Source organism: Collimonas fungivorans (assembly GCF_001584145.1).
Taxonomy (GTDB): domain Bacteria; phylum Pseudomonadota; class Gammaproteobacteria; order Burkholderiales; family Burkholderiaceae_D; genus Collimonas; species Collimonas fungivorans.
This window is the reverse complement of record NZ_CP013232.1, coordinates 430246-449232: the sequence shown is the minus strand read 5'-3', so window position 1 is coordinate 449232 and position 18987 is coordinate 430246. Positions and strand designations below refer to the sequence as shown.

Annotated in this window: 13 protein-coding genes and 1 pseudogene; 4 read left to right on the top strand and 10 right to left on the bottom strand. The window is 55.9% G+C overall.

Features of this window, described 5'->3' with window-relative positions:
• Positions 1 to 324: 324 nt before the first annotated feature.
• A pseudogene (locus CFter6_RS01925) lies at positions 325 to 654 on the top strand (helix-turn-helix domain-containing protein); the annotation flags it as partial.
• 459 nt (positions 655 to 1113) lie between these two features.
• Here CFter6_RS01925 and CFter6_RS01920 read toward each other — a convergent pair.
• The 5 genes from CFter6_RS01920 to CFter6_RS01900 form a co-directional block, all read right to left on the bottom strand.
• Positions 1114 to 1965 (bottom strand): carbohydrate ABC transporter permease, encoded by an 852-nt coding sequence (locus CFter6_RS01920; protein ID WP_061538517.1) that lies wholly within the window; start codon positions 1963 to 1965, stop codon positions 1114 to 1116.
• A gap of 10 nt (positions 1966 to 1975) precedes the next feature.
• Complete coding sequence (locus CFter6_RS01915) at positions 1976 to 2908, bottom strand: carbohydrate ABC transporter permease (protein WP_150118582.1); 933 nt, start codon at positions 2906 to 2908, stop codon at positions 1976 to 1978.
• Between the two features lie 118 nt (positions 2909 to 3026).
• Positions 3027 to 4265 (bottom strand): ABC transporter substrate-binding protein, encoded by a 1239-nt coding sequence (locus tag CFter6_RS01910; RefSeq protein WP_061538516.1) that lies wholly within the window; start codon positions 4263 to 4265, stop codon positions 3027 to 3029.
• A 52-nt stretch (positions 4266 to 4317) separates the two neighbouring features.
• A complete protein-coding gene (locus CFter6_RS01905; protein ID WP_061538515.1) occupies positions 4318 to 6285 on the bottom strand; it encodes a beta-galactosidase in 1968 nt (655 codons plus the stop codon).
• 52 nt (positions 6286 to 6337) lie between these two features.
• Positions 6338 to 7477, bottom strand: coding sequence for an ABC transporter ATP-binding protein (locus CFter6_RS01900; RefSeq protein WP_061538514.1), 1140 nt, complete (start codon positions 7475 to 7477; stop codon positions 6338 to 6340).
• 453 nt (positions 7478 to 7930) lie between these two features.
• On the opposite strand from CFter6_RS01900, the gene CFter6_RS01895 reads away from it, so the two are divergent.
• Complete coding sequence (locus CFter6_RS01895) at positions 7931 to 8944, top strand: LacI family DNA-binding transcriptional regulator (protein ID WP_061538513.1); 1014 nt, start codon at positions 7931 to 7933, stop codon at positions 8942 to 8944.
• Between the two features lie 61 nt (positions 8945 to 9005).
• Here the strand turns inward: CFter6_RS01895 and CFter6_RS01890 are convergent, their stop codons facing one another.
• The 5 genes from CFter6_RS01890 to CFter6_RS01870 form a co-directional block, all read right to left on the bottom strand.
• Positions 9006 to 11117, bottom strand: coding sequence for a phosphocholine-specific phospholipase C (locus CFter6_RS01890; RefSeq protein WP_061538512.1), 2112 nt, complete (start codon positions 11115 to 11117; stop codon positions 9006 to 9008).
• A 141-nt stretch (positions 11118 to 11258) separates the two neighbouring features.
• Positions 11259 to 11945, bottom strand: coding sequence for a TonB family protein (locus CFter6_RS01885; protein WP_061538511.1), 687 nt, complete (start codon positions 11943 to 11945; stop codon positions 11259 to 11261).
• 9 nt (positions 11946 to 11954) lie between these two features.
• Complete coding sequence (locus tag CFter6_RS01880) at positions 11955 to 12353, bottom strand: ExbD/TolR family protein (RefSeq protein ID WP_061538510.1); 399 nt, start codon at positions 12351 to 12353, stop codon at positions 11955 to 11957.
• 1 nt (position 12354) lies between these two features.
• Positions 12355 to 13071 carry a MotA/TolQ/ExbB proton channel family protein gene (locus CFter6_RS01875; protein ID WP_061538509.1) on the bottom strand — a complete coding sequence of 239 codons (717 nt, stop codon included), beginning with the start codon at positions 13069 to 13071 and terminating at the stop codon, positions 12355 to 12357.
• 62 nt (positions 13072 to 13133) lie between these two features.
• Positions 13134 to 15941: a TonB-dependent receptor gene (locus CFter6_RS01870; RefSeq protein ID WP_061542166.1), complete on the bottom strand. Its 2808-nt coding sequence runs from the start codon at positions 15939 to 15941 to the stop codon at positions 13134 to 13136.
• Positions 15942 to 16378: 437 nt separating this feature from the next.
• Here CFter6_RS01870 and CFter6_RS01865 point away from each other — a divergent pair, with 437 nt between their 5' ends.
• Both CFter6_RS01865 and CFter6_RS01860 read left to right on the top strand, forming a co-directional pair.
• Positions 16379 to 17503, top strand: a complete 1125-nt coding sequence (locus tag CFter6_RS01865) for a LacI family DNA-binding transcriptional regulator (RefSeq protein ID WP_061538508.1) — start codon at positions 16379 to 16381, stop codon at positions 17501 to 17503.
• Positions 17504 to 17658: 155 nt separating this feature from the next.
• On the top strand, positions 17659 to 18978 hold the full coding sequence (locus CFter6_RS01860) for an extracellular solute-binding protein (protein WP_061538507.1): 1320 nt from the start codon (positions 17659 to 17661) through the stop codon (positions 18976 to 18978).
• Positions 18979 to 18987: the final 9 nt, after the last annotated feature.

Sequence of the window (18987 nt, the reverse complement as noted above, 5' to 3'; positions counted from 1 at the left end):
TTGATGGACGCAATGTAATCGCTGCGCCCACTTTCGTCCTGTAGCAATAAGACTGGTCGGCACTTGGTGCGGGAGCCTTTCCTAGGGCTGCATGATGGGAGGAAACGTCTGTGGAGCACCACAACGGTTCATGCGTTTTTGTTTATTAAAAATAAAATTCTGCGACTCACCATAATCGGTATCTCACTCCATTTCCGGGTGTGAACCGGTCAGTGGGTTGTTGATTTGCACCGAAAATTGACCCACTTGGTCGCATAATTTGCATCGAAAATTGACCCACGTTTAGCACACAATCCTACTTATCAGAATAAGTAGGGGATCGGAGTGATTGACGTGGCATTACTAGGAATAATCAGACGCTGGCACCTTCGGGACCAGGTCCCGCTTAGGGAGATAGCCAAGAGGCTAGGCATCTCCCGCAACACCGTCAGGCGCTATCTGCGTTCGGAAATCACCGAGCCCGCCTATGCGGAGCGCAACTCCGCCAGCGCCATCGACCCATACGCCTTCCAGCTTTCAGCCTGGCTCAAGACCGAGGCCGCAAAATCCCGTAAGCAGCGGCGCAGTCTCAAACGGCTCCACGAAGAGCTCATCGATTTGGGATTCAAGGGGTCTTACGACAGGGTCGCTGCTTTCGCCAGGCAATGGCGGGAGGGTCAAACGGAGTGGGTCAATTCAGCGCGCAAACGAACATCACACAAAATCAGGCACTTAGACTTGAAAAAGCAGCTTCAACGTAAATGCTTTCATTGTCGAGGCACACCACAAAGGGCTCGACAGACTATATTATCCGTTTTGAGCAACACCTTGACGCCGGCGACAATGGCCTGATTCACCACCGCATCAACGCGCGCCACATTGGCCTTGTCAATCAGCGGGCCCATGCATTCGGACGTATTGCCGTGGTGAATCAGGCAATGTCGGCCCAAGTCTGAGATTTCCCTGAGCGGATGTCGCCGCCTCCGCCGCGCATGGCATAGCGACACCAAGACATCGGGGAACAATAAACATATATTGACATGCAGGCCATGCCAGTATGCGCCGGGCTGGGCAAGCTGGCGTCAACCGGCGGGGGTTGGTGCAAGTCCAGTTGCAAGCGGCATTAATAGCGAATCAGCCCTTACTGGCCCCGAATGTAAGACCAACGACAAATTGCTTTTGCATTAGAAAGAACAGGAGTACGGAAGGTATCGCAGCCAGAATCGATCCGGCCGAGACCAGATTCCATGCTGTGGTCCATTGCCCCTTGAGCGCCGCCACGCCAACCGTAATCGGCGCGACATCGTCGCCCTGAGTCAGGCACAACGCCCAGAAATAATCGTTCCAGACAAACGTGAAGACCAGGACGGCCAGGGCCGCCAGTGCTGGTCTGATCAGCGGCAGCACGATGCGATAGAAAACCGTCCACTCGCCGGCCCCCTCGATGCGTGCCGCTTCGATCATTTCGTAAGGCAATTGCTTGATAAAATTGCGCAGAAACAGCGTGCAAAAACCGGTTTGCATGGCGACATGGAAAAGAATCAGGCCACTCACCGTATTAAACAAGCCCAGCGACACGGAGATCTCGCGCACGGGAATCATGAGAATTTGCTGCGGCACAAAATTGCATGCCACGAAAGTAGCGAACAACAGCGTATCACCTCGGAATTTGTAGGTCGACAGCGCATAACCGGCCATGGAGGCCAATGCAATAGCGCCGATCACCGACGGTATGGTGATCAGGCAGCTGTTCCAGAAGTAATGCAACATCGGCGACGCGGTGAGCGCTTCGCGATAATTATCCAGCATGGCAAAATCTTTAGGCCATCCCCAATAGTTGCCTTCCATCAGTTCGTCGGTAGAACGTACCGAAGTCACCAGCACTGCCAATATCGGCAGCAGCCATATCAGCAAGGCGACAGGCAGCGACAGTTTGTACAGGATGCGATTGGACGCCTTCCATTTTTCTATGGGCATGGGAAACATGGCAACTCCCTTAGCCTTCGTCGCGCAACAGGCGGCGCAATTGATAAACGATGTAGATCAGCATGATGGCAAACAAGGTGACAGCAATCGCCGCCGAATAGCCTTGGCGATAGTATTTGATCGCTTGGTCATAGGTGTAATAAGCCAGCACGGTCGAGCTTTCGAATGGACCGCCGCTGCTCATGACGGAAATAAGATCGAAACTGCGCAGAGCACCGATGATAGTCACCACAAACGCCATGAAGGTTGTCGATCTCAACTGCGGCAAAATGACATAGCGCAGCATGCTCCAGCCTTTGGCCCCCTCCATGCGCGCCGCCTCTACCTGGTCGGCGTTGATCGAGGTCAGTCCGGTGAGAAACAGGATCATGCAATACGCCGTCTGCGGCCAAAGCGCGGCAAAGATGATGCCGAACGTGACATAGCGCGGATCTCCCAATACGGGTACTCCATGCCCCAACAAGAGCGTCAGCAAGCCAAACGTCGGATCGTAAAACCAGCTGAAGATCAGCCCGACCACCACACCCGACAAAACAAAGGGTGCAAAAAACAAAGTCTTGATCAAGCGTATACCGCGCACCTTCTGATTCAGGTAGAGCGCCGCGATCAGGCCTGCTGGAGGCGCCAGCAAAAACAGCAGTAGCCAAGTCAGGTTGTTTTTCAGCGCGACATGAAATGTCGGCGCATGCAGCATCTCGACATAATTCGCAAGCCCGATGAACTCGGGTTTCATCATGCCATCCCAATTAAAGAAGCTGAGATAAATTGTGTAAAAAATCGGATACAGCACATACACGGCCGTCATCAGACAGGCCGGCGCCAGGAACCAGATTGCGGCGCGGTTCCTTCTGGAGGCGCTGCTGCGGCGGCGCAGCTTACTGGCCGTCGCAAGATCGGAAGGCAGCGGCCTTGCTGGCGTAATGGCAGGCGTTTGGGCGGGCATGGTAATCAACTCCCGTGAACAGTCTACGACACAAAAAATGTTGCGCGAAGGAACAACCTCACGGCAACGCCGCGGCTACCCCTTCGCAGGTACTGATGAGCATCCGTTATCGGTCAGCTCAGGTCTTCTTGTAGATACGCTTGCGGCTTTGTTCAAGTTCGTTGAGCACTTCATCGATCTTGCCCGGATCACTGATGAATTTCTGCATGCCCTTCATACCCTCGTCCGCCATTTCCTTGGTCATGTCGCGGTCATAGAATTGTGCAATACCGCCCTTGGTGTTCGACAGGATCTGGAAGCCGATGCGTGAAATCGATTCGGTCGGTTCCGGCGATTTGCTATTGGCCGGCAACGACCCCAGCCCCTCGGCAAGCTTGGCGCTGATGGCCGGCGTGCCGACAAAGGCGAGGAAACGATGGGCGTCAACCTTGTTGCGCGCCTTGCTTGGAATATGGATCGATTCTGCCGGGCCATCCTCGGCAGTAGGAATCTTGGCGTCGATGATCGGGAATTGGAAATATCCCATGTTGGCAGCAAGTTTTGGCGGAAATCCCTTGGCGATGAAAGTCCCCATCAGCATCATGGCCGCCTTGCCCTGGAACAGGAACGGCTGGGCGCCGTCGAGATCGTAAGATAGCGAATTATCGATGAAATATTTGTTGTCGATCAGGGTTTTCCAGGCGGTGTACACCTTTTTAACGCGCGCATCGGTATAAGGAATTTCACCGGCCATCAACTGCTGATGGAAAACATTGCCGTTCAGACGCAAATCCAGATAATCAAACCAGCCTGCCAAAGTCCAGGAATCGCGGCCGCCGACTACGAACGGCGTAACGCCGGCCGCCTTCAATTTGTTGCAGGCGTCGAGCAACTCTTCCCAGGTTTTCGGCTCCGCGGCAATGCCGGCTGTCTTGAACACGTCTTTGCGATAAAACAAGCCCCAGGAATAATACACAGTCGGCAGCGCGTATTGCTTGCCCTTGTAAGACGAAGCATCCTTGGTCGAGGCATAGACCTCATCCCATTTGTTTTTCTTCCAGTCTTCGCTCAGGTCTTCCAGCAAGCCGCGGCTGGCGTAAAACGCCATGCGTTCGCCGTTATGCCAATTGATGACGTCCGGCGCCTGGGTCGACAGCCAGCCCGGCAATTGCACCTTGTACGCCTCCTCTTCCACGAACGCCGCCTTGATATCGACATCCGGGTTGGCCTTCTTGAATTCGTCCAGCGTCGATTGCCATACCGCGCGTTGGCTGGCGCCTTTGTAGGCGATATTCACGGCCAGGGTGCCGGCCGCAGCCGAACCCAATGCTGAAACCAGCAAGGCTGCCAGTAAACTCGTGCAAAACAGCTTTTTCATACTTGTCTCCTAATTATTATGGTTCATAAAAAACAATCTGCTTGCCAAATTTTTAATGCCGACTGCGATAGATGGCGACTCCCTGTGCCGCAAGCGGGCTGGCGCCGACAATGAATTCCGCATGCTCGCCGTGCGGCACAACACACGACTGACTCCCGTAGTTGAAGGCGAACGTCAATCCGCCTCGATGGCTGATGCGCAAGGTTTCCGGCAAGCGCTCCGGCGCCAGGCCGGCAGCAAGCGCGGCCCGTTCGAAATAGTCACAGGTGAAATCGGCATCGAACACGCTGGCCAGATAGTGCAAGCGCTCATGTTGCAGAATCGCAGGATGACCGTCGCCGAAGGCGGCGACCACCTTCACACCTTCGCCGGCCTCGATCAGATCGCGCCAGTGATATGCCTTGCCTTGCCGTCCGCCGCTCTCAACCGGTTCCGTCACGTTGGGTCGCATCGATTCGACGCGCCATACGCGTATCGGCAGTATTTCCTGCAAAAGGCCTGGCGGCAGATTCGCCGGTATTTGCAAAGAAGCGGTCTTGGAGCCGCTACGCGGCCCGAGCAATACCTGCGCCCCGCTCGCTTTCAGGCGGGCGACCAAGTCCTCGGACAGCACAGGCAATGGAGGCACCACGATCATGGCGTAGCCATCAAGCTCTGCGCTGAGCGGAACAATATCCACGTCCAGGCCAAGCGAACGCAAGGCAGAATAATATTCAAAGGCGACCTGCGGATAATGGAAATCCGCCCCCTGCGGATGGATCTCGAACAACCACTTGGCGGCGTAATCGAACAACAGCGCGACCTTGCCGTGCGGTTGCTGCAGCGCTCCTGCCGCCTGCTCGACCTGCTGTATTTCCTCGGCCACGCGTTGCGCTTCATGGCCCCCGATGTCGAGACGATTATCGGGCGTATTCAGGCCTGCATGCATTTGTTCCTGGGCGAACGGCACTTGCCGCCAGCGGAAGTAGGAGACGCAGCCGGCGCCGTGCGCAAAGGCTTCCCAACTCCACAGGCGCACCATGCCCGGCAGAGGATTCGGATTCCATTGCGCCCAGTTCACCGGCCCCGGCTGCTGCTCCATCACCCAGAACGGTTGCGCCGACATGCCCCGGTACAAATCGTGATTAAAGGAAGCGAAGTCAGGATGGCCAGTGCGCAGCCAGCGAGCCTTGATTTCCGGCGCGAACCACAGCTCCTCCAGAGCGCCGAGCGGATAACTGTCCCAGCTGGCGACATCGAGATCCGCCGCCACCGGATAGTGGTCGAATTCGGTAAACATTTGCATAAAATTGTGCACCATCACACGTCCTGGCGCATGCGCTCTCAGGATATCGACTTGCATGCGGTTATAGCGCGCCACTTCATCGGACGCAAAGCGTCGGTAATCCAGGCGATGCGAAGGATGCGCTTCCGTCACGGTGCCGACCGGCGCGTCGATTTCGTCGAAACTGCGGTACTCGGCGCTCCAGAATACGGTACCCCAAGCCTGGTTGAGCGCGTCTATGGTGTGATAGCGCTGCTGCAGCCAGCGGCGAAACCCCTGCTGTGCCGCCGCCGAATAGCTCACCACCGTATGATGGCAGCCATATTCGTTATCCACTTGCCAGGCGGTGATTGCCGGATGCCTGCCATAGCGTTGCGCCAGGAGAGTGACGATGCGCTGCGATTCCTTGAAATACGATGGCGAGGAAAAGTCGTAATGGCGGCGCGAACCGAAGCCCCGCGCCCTGCCGTTGGCATCCACCGGCAGGATATCCGCATGCTGGTCAATCAGCCACTTCGGCGGCGTCGCCGTCGGCGTGCACATGACTACTTCCAGGCCGGCATCGGCCAGCACCTGGATTGCACGGTCCAGCCAGTCCCATTGATATTGTCCGGGTGAGGGTTCGATCCGGCTCCACGCGAACTCACCGATGCGCACTTGCTTGATGCCCAGCGCCGTCATACGTTGCGCATCGCTGCGCCAGATTGCTTCGGGCCAGTGTTCAGGGTAGTAACAGACCCCTAATCGTATCGACATGAATCTCGCTCCATGGTTGTGGTCGTTGTTGTAATTGAGGTGGTAGCGCCTGTCAGGCAGCCATTGCCACAGTCGCAGGCTTGGCAATGGCGGCGCCGCTGGCGTCGAACAAATAGGTGCAAGCGGCGGAAATGCCGAAGCGCAAGCGCTCGCCGCGCTGTATCTGAGTGTTTCCTGGCGCCTTGGCGACCAGCGGCTGGCCGCCCGGCTGCTCCAGATGGACGTAGGTCTGCTCCCCCAGGCGCTCGACCAGGACCACTTCCCGCGTCAAACCGGCAGATGCCGTGTCGCTGCTGTCGAGATGCTCGGGGCGAATGCCTAGCGTCACCGCTTGTCCTTGTTGCAACGACGGATCGAACGCATGCACCTGCACTGTTTCGTCTGTATCGGACAGCCGCACAGTCACCTCGCCGGGATCGATACGGGTCACCACCGCCGGTATGAAGTTCATCCGCGGCGAGCCGATAAAGCCGGCGACAAAACGATTCTTCGGATGGTGATACAGCTCCATCGGCGTACCCACTTGTGCAACGCTGCCGAAAGCCGCGGTATCGGCGCCGGCGTGCAGCAGAACGATACGGTCGGCCAGGGTCATCGCTTCAACCTGGTCATGCGTCACATAAATCACGCTGGCACGCTCGAATTGCCGATGCAAGCGCGCGATCTCGATGCGAGTCTGGCTGCGCAAGGTAGCATCGAGGTTGGACAGCGGCTCGTCGAACAGGAACACGCCCGGCCGGCGGACGATGGCGCGGCCGATCGCCACCCGTTGGCGCTGGCCTCCGGACAACTCCTTGGGTTTGCGCTTCAGCAGTTCTTCAAGCTGCAAGATGCGCGCGGCCTCCCTCACCTTTTGTTCGATTTCCGCCTTCGGCAATTTGGCCAAGGTCAAACCGAAACTCATGTTTTCGAATACCGTCATGTGCGGAAACAGCGCATAGCTCTGAAACACCATGGCCACCGAGCGCTGCGCCGAAGGTACGTCGTTCATTGGCTTGCCGTCTATCAGCAGCTCGCCGTCGCTCGGATCTTCGAGGCCCGCAATGATGCGCAGCAAAGTAGATTTGCCGCAGCCGGACGGCCCCAGAAATACACAAAATTCGTGCGCGCCGATCTCGAGGTCGACATTGCGAATGATGGGAGCGGCGCTGCCATAGGATTTTTGCAGCGAACGCAAAGAAATGCTGGCCATAGGTCCCTTTCCCTGCGGAAGTTGACAAACTAGACTGTAAAATTTCCCAAACAAGCAGCACAGGTTAGCGCCGCGATCCCAGCCGTTCAATCTGCTTGAACCAGCTGACGGCTTGCATGCCGCCTGGTTTGAATGGGAAAAGGCTAACAGGTTAAGCGCTTAACCTAATGCTCCAAAAAAAAATGCTACTGCTTTTTTTGAACTTCATTGATATTGTCTCCACGTTGTTATTCTGAGAATGACGCCGTTGGTATCGATCATTCCGCTCGATAATACCAACCTTCTTTTTTCTGTGCAATCGAAATTGCGGCACAGTTCAACGCTGAGTTTGCAACAACATTTTTCATCCCCGAGCGCTGCCATCGACTGGGGGATTCAATCCGTGCGATATGCCTCGTTGACAATGCCGGTGATAGGCGGTTGAATACGAGAGCTCAAATTTTCCTCCACCCCATGCCTACTCTTTCTGAAGTCGCCTCCCTGGCCGGCGTGACGTCCGCGACAGTCTCCAATGTCTTGCGCAAACGCGGCAAGGTCGGCGAGCAGACCCGCTTGCGCGTTCTAGCGGCAGTCGAACAGTTGGGATATCGTCCGCATCTCACCGCTCGCGCACTGGCAGAAGGATGCGCGCCAACATTGGCCCTGATGGTATCCAGCATTGCCAATCCTTTTTATCCCGAATTTGCACTGGCCGCTGAACGCGCAGCGCGCGCCAGCGGACGATTTCTGATTGTCTGCAACACCAATGACGACCCGGAAACGGGGCGCGCCTATCTCGACCAGATCGCAGGCACCTTGTCCGAAGGCGTGCTGGTAATGAACGCCAACCTGTCCATCGACGACTTGAAGAAAACCGAGCAACGTGGCGCTCCGGTGGTACTCTGCATGTGGGAAAAATTAGATGCGCCACCTGAACTGCCCTGCATCGCAGTGGATTTTTTTGAAGCAGGCGCGATCGCAGGACGCCATCTCATCGGCTTGGGCCACCAGCATATTGGTGCACTGGTTGGCAGCAAGGTCAACGGCATACACGCCGAACGCTACAAAGGATATCTGTCCGCCTGCGGCGCAGTCGGACAAAAACATCCCCAGAACCGGACGCGCTACATCGAAGACTCGGTAGAGGCCGGCTATGATAGCGCGAAAGCCTTGCTCAAAGCGCATCCGCAGCTGACCGCCATTTTTGCCAGCAATGATCTGCCGGCGCTTGGCGCTTTGAACGCCGCGGCCGACCTGGGATTGAAGGTACCCGACGATATTTCGATTATCGGCATCACCGACATTCAATGGGCGCGCCTTTCGCGTCCGGCCCTGACGACGGTGGCCGTACCCACGGTCAGCGCCGCCGAAATGGCCGTCGCTCTGCTGCTAGACCTGATCGGCAAGCCGGGCCAATTGGCCGCAATGCGAATCACGGCAACGCCGCAATTGATAGAACGCGCATCAACTGGTCCGGCCACCTATTGATTTGCATCCAAAATTGACCCACTCTCGACCTCACGGATCAGATACATTTCTGGTTCATTTTCTACAGAGAGTAATGAGGCGCCGGATCGGAAGTTGAGTCCTTTCCAGTTTCGACATGGCCCGCAAAACGACGCACAAAATGACCACCGGCGTGCGTGGCGACGCTAAGGTCATACCATTGATTGCTGGATGCGAGCAGCCATCGTTCCGTCACGCTGGTACCGCAAGCGATCGTCAGGGTACGAGATGCATTGCCATAAGCATTGTCAACTACCGTTACCTTTATCGTGGCTTTCCCACTGTTCTTGATAGTCAAAAAGAGATTGCCCTTTATAGCATCGTAATGCGCTCTTACGACAGGTTCTCGTCTAATCGCCGCAGCCGAGATTACTCCTTTGAATTGACGCAAGAAGCCATTCGGACCGTAGACGCTAAGATCGTAGGTTTCGCTGTTGGCAACCGCCTGCCATGCATCCGATAATCTTTTACCGGCTTCGATCGTGTAAGTTTTTGGGCCATCAGGTATGTCGCCCGAATAGACGTGAAAAACTGCGCCGGCTTTTCCGGCATTCCTGAAATCCAGCCAGACTAGGTTATTGTCAATGTCGTGCCGTTCTTCGACAGCCAATGCATAAGGCAATGTTCTGGCCCGGCGTATACCGGTTTCCTGCAGTGGCAACACGGCCAATGCCGGTGGAACTGGTGGCGGCAGCTTACATTGGGCATCTGATGCATCTTGATATCGGGATGTGTCTGGCAAACCTGGCTTACTCGCGTCCACCTTGGAGAAATCGAAGGCTGAGGTCAAATCGCCACACACCGCTCTGCGCCAAGGACTGATATTCGGTTCCTGAACATCGAAGACTTGCTCCAGAAACTGGAGTATCGAGGTGTGATCAAATACCTGGGAACACACCGCCCCGCCCTTCGACCATGGCGATATGACAAACATCGGAACCCGCGCTCCTAAGCCATATGGCAAATTATCTGCCCGATTGACGTAGTCGCCTACTGTATGAAGTTCCTGCGAAACATCCACGGTGGAGAGTCCGTTCAAGCGGGACATCGGTGGCATAGGAGGCACCATGTGATCAAAAAAACCGTCGTTCTCGTCATAGGTAACAAGGAACACGGTACTACTCCACAAGGCCGGATTGGAGGTCAGAATATTTAGCACCTGACTGATGTAACTGGCGCCATATGCCGGCGTCCGAATTGGATGTTCTGAATGAACTAGCGGGGGCATCAACCATGACACCTGAGGCAGGGTGTTATCCGTCACGTCAGTGGCGAAATTTTCCAATGTGTATTTACTGCAACCGTTGATCCATAACGGCGACGTTGCCGGAGCCGACTGGTATTGCCGGAAGAAGTGCTGCAGCACATTGAAGTCACTTGGATAGTCGCCGTTGGCTGCGTTCATGTCGTTAGTACCTTGATAAACACGCCAGGAAACGTTGTGCTCTTGAAGGCGTTCTGGATACGTAGTCCAGCTATAACTGTCAGCAGCATGTGGAATTTCGCCAGCGACGCCCGACCAGACGCCGGGCTTAGGCTGATACGTGACCGGGCCGCCACCAGCGCCGGATGGATCTATAGTGCCGGTCATCAGATGGAAGCGGTTGGGATTGGTAGATCCAGGTACAGAACAGTGATAAGCATCGCAAATGGTGAACGCTTCTGCCAACGCGAAATGAAAGGGAATATCCTCCCTTGTGAAATAGCCCATTGTCACAGGATTTTTCTTGGCTTCAATCCAGCTGTCGTATTTGCCGTGATTCCAAGCTGCATGCTGGTCAGACCACGCATGCGGTAAATCGCCGCCGGCGCACCCTGCACTCGTGGTCTGCATTTCCATCCTGAACGGCAGGATAAGTTTGCCATTCTTGCCCTGCTGGTGAAACACCGATTTGCCATTCGGCTGCGGCCTGGGTATCCGGTCGCCGAATCCGCGTACTCCTTTCATCGTGCCAAAATAGTGATCGAAGGAACGATTCTCCTGCATCAATATCACCACGCGTTTCACATCTTTGATGGTACCGGTCGGAGACGATGCGGGAATGGCGAGCGCTCGTTGAATCGACAGAGGCAAGCCGCCGAGGGATAACGCCGCACCGGTCGAGCCAGCGGCCAGTTTCAGGAATCGGCGTCTGCTTTGTGAAGAAGATGTCATAAATGAAAATTATTTTTAGTGTAAAAGTTGAGCGATATTTTTTTGTTACGGAAAATCGCCGATCGCCGCATTCGCCGGTGACGATCATCGTCTTGCGCCACCGTCACTCTATGTTTTTATACCTGCTGTAATTTGCAGCAGTCAGTTCAAAGTGAAATGTAATTCCACCTCTCCGACCGTGCCGCCGTCGTTCTGAGAAAATTTCCAGCGCATCAATGCACGAATGGCTTCCGGATCAAAAATCTTCGGTGGCTGCGCGCGAACGATATTTACACTACTAACGCTGCCATCCTTTTCTATCGTCACATGGGCTACCACGACGCCTTCGGTGTTGGCGGCAAGCGCACGCGCCGGATAATCTGGCTCAACCCTGACCAGGGGTACGATGCCGCGTCGGACTGTGCCTGGCTTATCCGCTTTTGCGGGGATCGACGCTTGGGTCCTCTGCACGACAGGCAATGCTGCCGGAGGCGCCTCTTGCTGCGTACTATCTACCTGTAATTCCGGTTTGGATTCCACTGGAGCCGCATCGGCCTGCGGTTTCGGCGATGGCTGCGGCAAAGGTTTGATGGCAGGTTTCGGGGATTCAAGTTTTTGCGGCGGCGCAGTTGGTGCCGGATCCGGCTCTCCAGGCACATCGGCAATCGTCACCAGGCGCGCAATTTTTACCGGCGCCGGCAGCAATGCCGCAACCGGCTTGGCATGAGTACCCAATACCAGAAAAATCAAGGTCAACTCGACGGCGCCAGCGATCAACAGTGCCAATGGCCAGCGCAGGCTCGTTTCTGGTTCCGGCAGCGGGCTTGCGCCTGACATTGCGTAGCTCATCTGCTCACCTCAACGTTTGGCGGCGATGCCAATATCATCGACTCCGGCGGCACGGGCTACGTCCATCACATGCAGCAGATTCTCCAGCGATACCTCCTTGTCGCCGGCGATCAGTACCTCCAGCTTGGCGCCAAGGGATTGCTTCTTGATTTTCTCCGTCAGCAACGCTGCTGAAACAGCTTGTCCATCGAGAAACAGATCGCCGTCCTTCTTCACCGTGATGGTCAGAGAGGTCTTTGGCAGAGGCGCCGCGGTTGATGCTTGCGGCATATTGATCTTGATGCCGCTGGCATCGATCATCTTCAGCATGGTCACCATGAAAAAAATCAGCAGGAACATCATGATGTCGATCATCGGGATAATCTCGATATGCGGCTCGTGCGACTCCATATAGCGGGTGCGGCTCATTTCATGCTCCTGCCAGTTCGGCGCCGACAGGACGTGCGAACGCCGACTGTACAACGGAGTGCGACCCATGGACCGAACGCACTTTGCCAACGCTGTAGTCGGTCAGGTGCAAACGGTTGATGCACATCAGTTTCAACAGATCGAGTTGCAAGATGGTCAGCCGGGCGCGTTTGTCGAAATAGCTGTTGGCGGCTACGCCTACGATTGCAACGATCAGGCCGCAACCTGTAGCGATCAGCGCATGGCCAATCCCGCCCGTCACCGCTCCCGCACTTGGCCCAGCTGCTCCCAGCACATTGAACGATTCGGTAATGCCGATGATGGTGCCGAGCAAGCCGATCAGCGGCCCCAGCGTCACGGCCGCATTCACCAGCCATAGATGCTTGTCGAGTTGCGGCATCGTGCGCACGATAGCTTCGTCTACATAACGATCCATCGCGTCAGGAGTATCCAGATGTCGCGCATCGACCACCGCCTGCAAAGTACCGCCGAACACCGTGGCGCGATAGCGGCCAGCGATTTCGCGCAACGCCTGTTCCTGACGATGATCGATGGCGGACAATTCGCGGTCGATCCTGGCGCCCGATGGCACGGTGCGTCCGAAGAAAGCAATGCGCTCGATGGCTACCGCCAGCACTATCAATAATATCAGCGCCAGCAGCGGAATAATGCCCATCGACTGCATGCTGAGGTCGATGAATTGTTGAAATGCGTTCATATTCCATTCCTTTGATAAATGGGGAAACTTCCTGCCCGCAGCGCGCCGGCGGGAGCCAGGATTTATAGATCTTTCGGAGCGTAGTTGAGGCCGATCCAGAGGGTTCTGCCTAACGAGAAGGTGTCCTTCAACAGGTTCCGGTTTTGCCCGGTTACGCTGGTGACCGGTGAATTCGTCAGATTGCCGATTTCTGCAACCGCCTTCCATCCGGAACCAAGGTCGTAACGTGCCTGCAGGTCGATTTGCTTACGCGGTTGCCAGTACACGTCCTGGCTGGGCAAGCTGGCGTCGACCAGCCGCAAGCTGGTGCCGGTCCAGTTGTAAGCGGCGCTGAGGCCGAACTTCTGGTAGTTGTAGAACACCGTCAGGTTGCGAATCTGGTCCGGCTGATTGACCAGGTGATTGATCTTGCGCGTCGCGCCGGATGAAGTGATCGCGTTCAATTCGCCGTTCAAGAAGGTCAGGTTGCCGCTAAAGCCGAGTCCTTGCAGATAAGGCGACAACCAGCCCAGCGAGCCTTGCACGTAGTTCAATTCGACGCCGTTCAATGTCGAGCTGGAGGCGTTCAGCGGCTGGGTGATTGCCGCTGTGCGGGTAGCGCCGTTGTAAAACAGCGTTCCTTGGCTTGACAGGGTATAGATTTCGTTCTTGATCCGCTTGTCGAACACGGCGAGCGACGCCAGGCTTGAGTTAGGCAAATACCATTCGGCAGAGAAATCGAGGTTGTTCGATTCGCGCGGCTTGATGTTCGGATTGCCCTGTGTCACCGAGACCGTGCCGTCGGTGTTTTGCGAAATCGTGGTATTCGGTGCATAGGCATCGTAATTAGGCCGGCCGATGGTTTGGCTGGCGGCGACCTTGAGCTTCACCGTACTGGTAGCATCGAACACCAAGGACGCCGCCGGCAACAGGAAATTGTATTTCGAGTCATTAGTCTGCGACAACCAGGTGGTGGCGCCGCTGACGTTATTGCGCACATTGCCGGTGGTCGACAGCGTGGTGTTGTCTTGCCGCAAGCCGAACATGCCGCTCAGGCGATCCGTTCTGTAGGACGCCATGGCATAAGCGGCCGCTGTCTGCTCGCTATGCGAGTAATTGCTTTGGGTGCTATTGATCAGATTGGCGCTGTTGGGCGCGATGATATTGCCATTGGCGGCCAACTGCTGCCAGGCCGCTCCCGAATTGACGATCAAGAACGGTAGACCGCCGCTGTTTGGCATGATCGTGCTCGACACGTAGCCGTTGCCGGCCATCGTCATGCCGCCGGCGGTCGGGTAGTACTGGGTGTTGGTGTAGTTATAGCTATGGTTCAGGCGACGGTAGTCTATCCCCACGGCAGCGCCCAGTCCGCGCGAATCGCTGTCCTGATTCCAGCGATAGTCGAGCTTGAGATTGCCTACCCGGTCATCGATCTTGACTGCCTCGGTCCGCCAGTAATACGCCTGCCAATTATTCAGATTAGTGAAGTTGGAAGGATTGTTGAGACTGACGGCAGGTTCGAATCCGGAGGTGTCGTAGCCCATGGCCAGTCCCGGTGTGCCGCTAAGCACCGGGGCCAAGCCGGCGCCTGGATACTTGAAATTGGCATAAATATATTTAGCCAGCTCGCGCGGCTCGCGATGACTGGCTTCCGACAGCGAGGAGCGCAAGGACAAAACCTTGCTGTCGTCCAGTTTCCAGTCGATCCCGCTCTGGATCGATTCGACCGTGCGTTTGATAGTCGATGCCGAATAGCCTGTTTCAGCTTCTCCGCGCGCGAACTGGCCGGACGTCTGGGTCTGGTTCGACACTGGATTGGCGCCCGTGCTGCGGCTATCGTCGATGAAGGTTTCATTACGCCGTTCATGCATGCTCTCGCTGTTATAGCCCAGCGACAGGAAACCATAAACATCGGGATTGAATTTTGCTTCAAGCTTGGCATTGATACCCTGGCGTTCCAGGTTTTTCTGATATTGCCAGTATTTGAACTGCTGTGGAACCGCAATTCCGTTACCGGTCTTCGGGCCGCCGCTGCCCGCCGGATTGGCGATCGTGCCGTCGGCATTGTAATAGTTGTAGAAAATATTATCGGTCGTCATGTGACCGATGGAGGTGGTATTTTCCTTTTCGTAGTTTGCCGAAATCACATAACCCAGCGCCTTGTCCGGGCCGAAGCTGTTGCTGATGGTGACATCGGTTTTTTTGCCCAGCCCCTCGGCGCCGGACAGCACCTTGCCAGTGCCGTTTGCATGGCCCAGTGCTACGCTGGCGTTTAGATATGGTTTGCCGCCATTGTCGAAAGCACTACGAGTAACGATATTGACTGACCCGCCCACTGCGTTCGGATCCATGTCCGGCTGCCAGGTCTTGAATACCTGCACTTCCTTGACCATCGATGCCGGCAGCATATTGGTGCGAGCGCTGCGGCTGGTCTGGTCGACCGACGCCATCGGCGCGCCATCGATCACCACGTTGTTATAACTGCCGTCGAGTCCGCGGATGGCAATGAATTGCGCTTCGTCGCGGCCATTGATGGTGTCGCCATTAAAACTCACGGAGACGCCAGCGATACGCTTGACGACATCAGTCACACTGGCGTCGGGCAAGGTCTCGATCTGTTCTTTCGTCACCACATCCATGACGCGGTCTTGCGTCTGCTTGGTGGCAACCGCTGCACTGGTTTGCGAGCGCTTGCGGGTCACTTCGACGCTCTGCAGCCGTTCAACCCCAATGTTGCCGTCGCCCGCCTGCGCTGCCGGCTTTTGCGATGCCTGATCCTGCGCGGCGCCGGCGCTGTCCGCCGCATGCGCCAGCACCGGCAAGACTGCGCCGATTGCCAGCGCCATCACCGATTGCCGTAGATAATTTTTGCAGCCCTGTTGGTAGAACATGTTTTCCCCCATTGTGTGATTTACGCGTTGCCTGCAGCCGCGCTTGACCGGTGTGCGGGCGAAGCGACTAGCCAGAATTAGTTAATTGGAACGTTCTAATTTTTCGATGCGACAGTCGCCCGAAGACAATCTTTACCCAGGAGGAATGCGTGGTCATCGTCATCGAGGCGCCGATAGCGATATAATTAGAACGTTCTAATCGAGCCGAATTATGGCGTCGCTTTGTTACATGCTGATTACAAAAACAGCGTGTCGCAAAAAATGTATTTCCTTCGAATCGCACGCAATTGATATATTATTCACGCGCGTTTTTGGTAGCCTCAAGCAGCCCCGCTAGGTGGATTTGATGTTCTTGTCGTCAGGCGATCGGGGGCAAAACGCACCGAAAAAAACAAACGAAAGACAATACGCATGTTGAATAACATCCGGATGACAGCATGACCCGGGTCACCATCAAAGACGTCGCCAAACTGGCGGGGGTCAGTTTCCAGACGGTGTCGCTGGTCCTCAATCACCCGGAAAAAGTCGCTCCCAAGACACGTGAACTGGTGCGGAGTGCGATCGATACTCTCAATTTCATCCCCAACATTGCCGCCCGCTCCTTGCGCAACATCTCCACCAAGACGCTCGCTTGCGTAATGTTTAATGGCGCCTCGTACGACAACCGTTCGGAGAGAACTCAAGATACCCACGGCAATAGCGTTGTGCAGACGTTGACCCGCGCCGCCGATCGGGCCGGCTACACTCTTTTGCAACGCAACTGGATGGGCGATGACGCTGCTTCGCTGGCTTATGCCCGTGATCTCTTTCTGGCGGGCCGGATCGACGGCATGATCGCCATGGTGACCACTGCCGGCCACTCTGTACTCACCGAGTTGCAGCGCATGGGATTTCCGTGCGTGATCTACGGCATGGCCGATCCGCAATTCAATCATGTCGTGCAATCAGACCGCGAGGCGGCGCTGGCGGTAGTCGAGCATCTGGTGCAAGGTGGTTGTCGGCGCATCGCCTTTGTCACCGGTGCTAGAAAAGAACACGCACCGGTAGTACTACGCGACAAGGCTGTGACGACCGGCAGCGAGGCGCGTTACATCGGCTATCTGGACGGTATGCACAAATACGGTTTGCCGGTCCGGCAGGATTGGGTCATACCGGGAGACTGGTCGCTCGATAGCGGTTATCGCGCCGCCGCACAATTATGTGGCACGGCGGACCGGCCCGATGCCATCATCCTGAGCAATGACAGAATGGCGCTGGGGGCACTGAAGGCGCTTCACGATCTTGGACTGCATGTCCCAAACGATGTAAGCGTGGTCGGCTTCGACAATATGCGATACGACGACTTCAGCATTCCGTCCTTGACGAGCGTGGATGTCCCGATGTTCGAGATGTCTGAATGCACAGTACGAATATTACTGGATTGCATAGAAAAGCGTGGCTCATCCGATCTGGTACAGCGGGTCTTTCCGACCAGTCTTGTGGTGCGCGGCAGCACCCGTGCCGTCAATCTGGCATCAGGCTCTATTTCAGACCTGCCCGCCGTAGGAGAACAAAATAAATAGAGTGGGCGCTTTGCAGGCATAAACTGTTTCTTAAGCGCCGTAAGAAACGACATGGCGCAAATAAAGCCGTGTGAATCAAGAAACTTTCTTATAGCCTGGCACCATTCGCTCCTGAATTCGGAGCGCACATCGGCATCCGTTATCGAGGCATCCTAGTGAAGCGTATTGTGTTTATCGCAGGCTTTGTCAGCATCCTGACACTCGCCGCACCTGACGCCAGGGCGGCCAGCTTCGATTTTTGGTACAGCCATACCGGTCCTATCGCCTATGCCATCCAATCTCTTTGCGATGCCTTCAACGCAGCTCAGGAGCAGCATCGAGTCCACTGTACCTCGCCAGGTACGTATGAACAAACCATGCAGAAAACGATTGCCGCATACCGTGCTGGAAAGCAGCCGGCGGTAGTCGAAATCTACGATATCGGCACACTCGATCTGATGCTGAGCGACGCTGTTTATCCAGTGTTCCAATTGATGAAAGATAACGATCGCGACGTCGATTGGCAAGATTACGTTAACGCTGCGCGTAGCTATTATTCGACCTCGGCCGACGATCTTTACTCATTGCCTTTCAATACGTCGACGGTGGTCTTGTACACCAATACCGCCAAACTGGCGGCGGCTGGCGTGAAGAATGTGCCGCAGACCTGGGAAGATTTTGAAGCAGCAGCGGGAAAACTCAAGGCTTCGGGGCAAACCTGTCCGACAGTAAGCGATTTCAATCCCTGGATCATGCTGGAACAGATCAATGCGGTACAAGGGGAACCACTCTCAACCGGGAGCAATGGGCGCGCCGGGCTTGACGCGAAGTACGTATTTAATACTGGTATTCACCGCCGCTTCATGCAAGATATCATGCGTTGGCGTACGCACGGACTTCTGATCGATGCCGCCGCAACCCGCACCGGAAACCAGACACTCGCTTTCGCGAATGGCGAATGCGCCATGGTGATCGATGCGACCAGCGCCTGGGGTGCGATCAAGGCGGCCGGCATCGTCGACGCCGGCGTCGGCCTGATTCCCGTCTATGCCGGCACAGTCCGCCATAACACCGTAGCCGGCGGCGCATCGCTATGGGTTATGAAAGGGCATGACGTCGCGGTTTACCAGGCGGTTGCCGCTTTTTTCGACTATCTCCGGCAGCCGCAGAACCAGATTGCATTCGCAGAGAAGACCGGCTATGTTCCCGTAACGAAAACGGCCGGCAAAGCAATGATGGCGGGAAGCCATGCACGCGACCCGGGACTGGAGTCGGTCAGGATCGGCATGGCATCCATGAATATTGCCGGCAACGAATACAGCCGGGGCATTCGGCTCGGTTTCCTGCCGCAGTTCCGCCATGTCTGGGCAGAGGAAATACAGAAGGCATTCGCCGGCCGACAAAGCATCGGCGATGGGCTCGACAGGGCAAAAATTCGCGGCGATCGGCTGCTGAGGAGATTTGAAGAGACCTACGCAGAGGAAAAATTGCCATAGCCGGTGCGG